At 72.1% G+C, this 3,494-nt stretch carries 4 protein-coding genes; 1 reads left to right on the top strand and 3 read right to left on the bottom strand.

Features of this window, described 5'->3' with window-relative positions:
• Nucleotides 1–24: 24 nt before the first annotated feature.
• Nucleotides 25–1,227 carry a Na+/H+ antiporter NhaA gene (gene nhaA / locus ESO86_RS13810; protein ID WP_129235524.1) on the bottom strand — a complete coding sequence of 401 codons (1,203 nt, stop codon included), beginning with the start codon at nucleotides 1,225–1,227 and terminating at the stop codon, nucleotides 25–27.
• A gap of 272 nt (nucleotides 1,228–1,499) precedes the next feature.
• On the opposite strand from nhaA, the gene ESO86_RS13815 reads away from it, so the two are divergent.
• A complete protein-coding gene (locus ESO86_RS13815) occupies nucleotides 1,500–2,108 on the top strand; it encodes a nucleoside triphosphate pyrophosphohydrolase (protein ID WP_242492374.1) in 609 nt (202 codons plus the stop codon).
• Nucleotides 2,109–2,138: 30 nt separating this feature from the next.
• On the opposite strand, the gene ESO86_RS13820 is transcribed toward ESO86_RS13815, so the two are convergent.
• A complete protein-coding gene (locus ESO86_RS13820; RefSeq protein ID WP_129235526.1) occupies nucleotides 2,139–3,218 on the bottom strand; it encodes an ABC transporter permease in 1,080 nt (359 codons plus the stop codon).
• Nucleotides 3,215–3,494, bottom strand: a 280-nt coding sequence (locus ESO86_RS19035; RefSeq protein WP_479722787.1) for a nitroreductase family protein, incomplete at its 5' end; no start/stop codon positions are given. The genes ESO86_RS13820 and ESO86_RS19035, both read right to left, overlap by 4 nt.

Below are 3,494 nucleotides of genomic sequence, written 5' to 3' on the forward strand. Positions count from 1 at the left end.
CGAGCGGCGGCCGGGGCGGCGCGCTCAGTGCGCGAGCGGTCCGCCGACGCCCTCCGCGGCGCCGCGCCGTCGGTACGCACGCGACTTCAGGCTGACGAACACCGCCGAGATCGCGATCGCGATGCCCGAGCCGATGAGCACGGCGACGACGCCCTGGTCGGCGACCTCGGGGTACTCGCGGAAGGCGAGCTCGTTCATGAGCAGCGACACGGTGAAGCCGATGCCGCCCAGCGCGCCGACCATGGCGACGTCCGACCAGGTGAGCGGCTTGATGCCCGTCCGTCGGTGCACGAACAGCGTGGCGATGCCGCCGATGATCGTGATGCCCACGATCTTGCCGACCGGGAGGCCCACGAGGATGCCCCAGAACGCCGGGTCGAGCTCGCTCGGCCGCACCGCGGGAATGGCCACGAGCGCGGCGGAGAACGCGAACAGCGGCAGGATCACCGCGTTCGACATCGGCTCGAGCGAGTGCACGGCACGGCCGGCGGGGCGACGCGACATCACGAGTCCGAGCATCACGCCCGCGATCGTCGCGTGCACGCCCGAGAGGTAGACGAACGACCAGGTGAGCACGGCGAGCGTCCACAGCCCGACCATGACCGGCCACAGGGCGCGCCGCGCGAGCACGTACGGCGACCGGGGCGCGAGCAGCCGGCTCATCATGCCGAACAGCGTGACCGTGATGGCGGCGAACCCGAGGTAGGCGAGGTCGGCATCGGCGGTGAAGAAGAACGCGATGATCAGGATCGCGATGAGGTCGTCGAGCACGGCCAGCGCGAGCAGGAAGACGCGAACGCGCGTCGGGATGAAGCGTCCGAACATCGCGAGCACGCCGAGCGCGAACGCGATGTCGGTCGCCGTCGGGATGGGCCAGCCGTCGGCGGTCGGGCCCGCCCCGGCGAACGCGAGGAAGACGAGCGCGGGTGCCACGACGCCGCCGAGCGCGGCGATGGCGGGCAGCGCCGCCTTCGAGAAGCTGTTCAGCTCGCCGATGACGAGTTCGCGTCGGAGCTCGACCGCGACGATGAAGAAGAAGACCGCGAGCAGGCCGTCGCTCACCCAGTGCCCGAGCGAGAGGTCGAGGCCCGTGAACGGGATCGCGAGATGCGCGTGCTTGAACTCGACGAGGTCGTGACCGATCGGCGAGTTCGCGAGGATCAGGCCGAGCACGGCGGCGGCGAGCAGGAGCGACGCGGAGACGCGCTCGGAGCGGAGGATGTTCATGGCACCTCTGACGGGGGTCGGAAACGGCGACGGAGCCGTGCGGAAACAGCGACGACGCGCGACGCGTCGGCCGACCAGACTTCCCGGCACTCCTGCCGTCGAGTCTATCGGGCGGCGCGGTTAGGCTCGCAGCGACGGGTCGCGCACGGCCCGGTGAGGGGCGGTGGGTCATGACGCGAACGACCGGCGGGCACGATGCGGCCGAGTGGGCGACGACGGATGCCGCGGCCGCTGCTCCGGTCGCCGGCGACGGGCTCCTCGAGCTCGTCGCCATGGTCGGGCGCCTGCGCGGACCGGGCGGGTGCCCGTGGGACGCCGAGCAGACCCACGAGTCCCTCGTGCAGTACCTCGTCGAGGAGTGCTGGGAGCTCATCGACGCGATCGAGTCAGGAAGCCGCGAGGAGATGATCGAGGAGCTCGGCGACGTGCTCTACCAGGTGCTCTTCCACGCCGACCTCGCTGCGCACACGCCGGGCGAGGACTACGACATCGACGACGTCGCGCGCCACATGACCGCCAAGATGGTGGCGCGCCATCCGCACGTCTTCGGCGACCGCGAGGCCGAGACCGCTGCCGACGTCGTCGCGTTCTGGGACGACCTCAAGGCCAGCGAGAAGCCGCACCGCACGAGCGTGCTCGACGGCGTGCCGCAGGGCATGCCGGCGCTCGCGCTCGCGCAGAAGCTGCTCGGCAGGGCCGAGAAGGTCGGCGTGAGCCGGATGCCGACGGATCCCGCGTCCGCGCCGTCCACGGAGGCCGAGCTCGGCGACACGCTCCTGGCGCTCGTCGCCTCCGCACGCGCGCAGGGTCTCGACGCCGAACGCGCGCTGCGCGGCGCCATCCGCTCGATGCAGGACGACGTGCGCGCCGCGGAGGGCTGAGCGCGCCGAACGTCTCGTGCTGCCGACCGGTCAGGCGATGCGGCTGCCGCGCGGGAGCCGGTGCGCGGGCGTCGCGGTGCGCCGGACGGCCCACACCAGTGCGCCGGCCGCGAGCACGAGGTGGATGGCGAGGCCGACGAACCACGAGGGAACCGAGTCCTCGTACACGTCTCGCGGCGTCTCGGACTCGTCGTCGACGACCGTGCCGCTCGGCGTCCAGTTCGCGCACTCGTCGTACACGACCTCGAGTTCGGGCGCGTGCTGCGCCTGTCGCACGCCGACGGCGATCCAGGTGAACATGTCGGTCGGCGTGCCCCGGTCGTCGAAGCTCGCCGGCGCGGCATCCGCCACGACGACGTACGGATTCGCTGCGAGGAAGCCCCACACGTGGTCGAACCGCGGCACGTCGTACGTCCACGTCTGAGGCGGGAGGCACGGGGGCTCCTCGCCGGGCGGGACCCCGTCGCGCTCGACCGTCATCCAGTCGACGTAGGTGTTGGTCGCCCGGACCTCGGACTGCGCCGACGCCCCGCCGAGGCCGAACGCGATGAGCGTGCCGATCGAGAGTGCCGCCACGACGAGGTACGTGACCGCGACGGAGAACAGCGGCCGGGTCAGCAGGCCCGAGAGCCCGACGCCGATCGCGGCGACCACCCCGAGCTCGAGCGCGGTCACGAGCGTGGACACGAGGATCGTGGACGCCGGGACCTCGCCCAGGGCGACCGCGAACACCAGGAACGGGACGGCCGCGGCGAGGAACGCGAGCGCCGTGATCCATGCCGCGATCCACTTGCCCAGCACGATCTGCGTCGTCGTGACGAGCGTGACCTGGGTGGTCGCGAGCGTGCCCGCGTCGCGCTCGCCGTTGATCGCGTTCGCGCTGAGCGCGGGGGAGACGAGCGTGCCGAGCAGCAGCACGAAGAACACGATCGAGGAGAAGACCCCGCCGCCGCCGTCGAGGAACGCGTCGGTCGCGAGGACCAGCAGGACGGTGACGCCGGCGACGAGCACGACGAACACGCCGAGGAGCACGTACCACGCGACCGTGCGCACGCGCTGACGCAGGTCGAGCGTCACGACCAGCCAGAGGCCCTGCAGGAAGCCGGTCATGCGTCCTCCTCCCCGTTGCGGCTGAGATCGAGGAACACGTGCTCCAGGTCGCCGACCGCGGGAGCGAACGACGAGACCGGGACGCCGGATCCGATGAGGTGCGCGAGCAACTGCGCCGCCTCCTCCTCGGACGCCACGGGGACCACCGCCCCGAGGTTGTCGATCCGCGCGGCCCGGGCCCAGCCCGCCGCCTCGAGCGTCGCTCGCAGGCGATCGCGGTCGAGGGAGCGGATGCGCCAGTCCCGCGCGGTCCGCTCGGCGCGCGCGACCTGGTCG

This window comes from Agromyces binzhouensis (assembly GCF_004135055.1).
GTDB lineage: Bacteria > Actinomycetota > Actinomycetes > Actinomycetales > Microbacteriaceae > Agromyces > Agromyces binzhouensis.

What these genes read in the sequence shown, in the direction of transcription:
- nhaA (WP_129235524.1), bottom strand. Translation starts at nt 1,227, where the DNA reads ATGAACATCCTCCGCTCCGAGCGCGTCTCCGCGTCGCTCCTGCTCGCC.
- ESO86_RS13820 (WP_129235526.1), bottom strand. Translation starts at nt 3,218, where the DNA reads ATGACCGGCTTCCTGCAGGGCCTCTGGCTGGTCGTGACGCTCGACCTG.
- ESO86_RS13815 (WP_242492374.1), top strand. Translation starts at nt 1,500, where the DNA reads ATGGTCGGGCGCCTGCGCGGACCGGGCGGGTGCCCGTGGGACGCCGAG.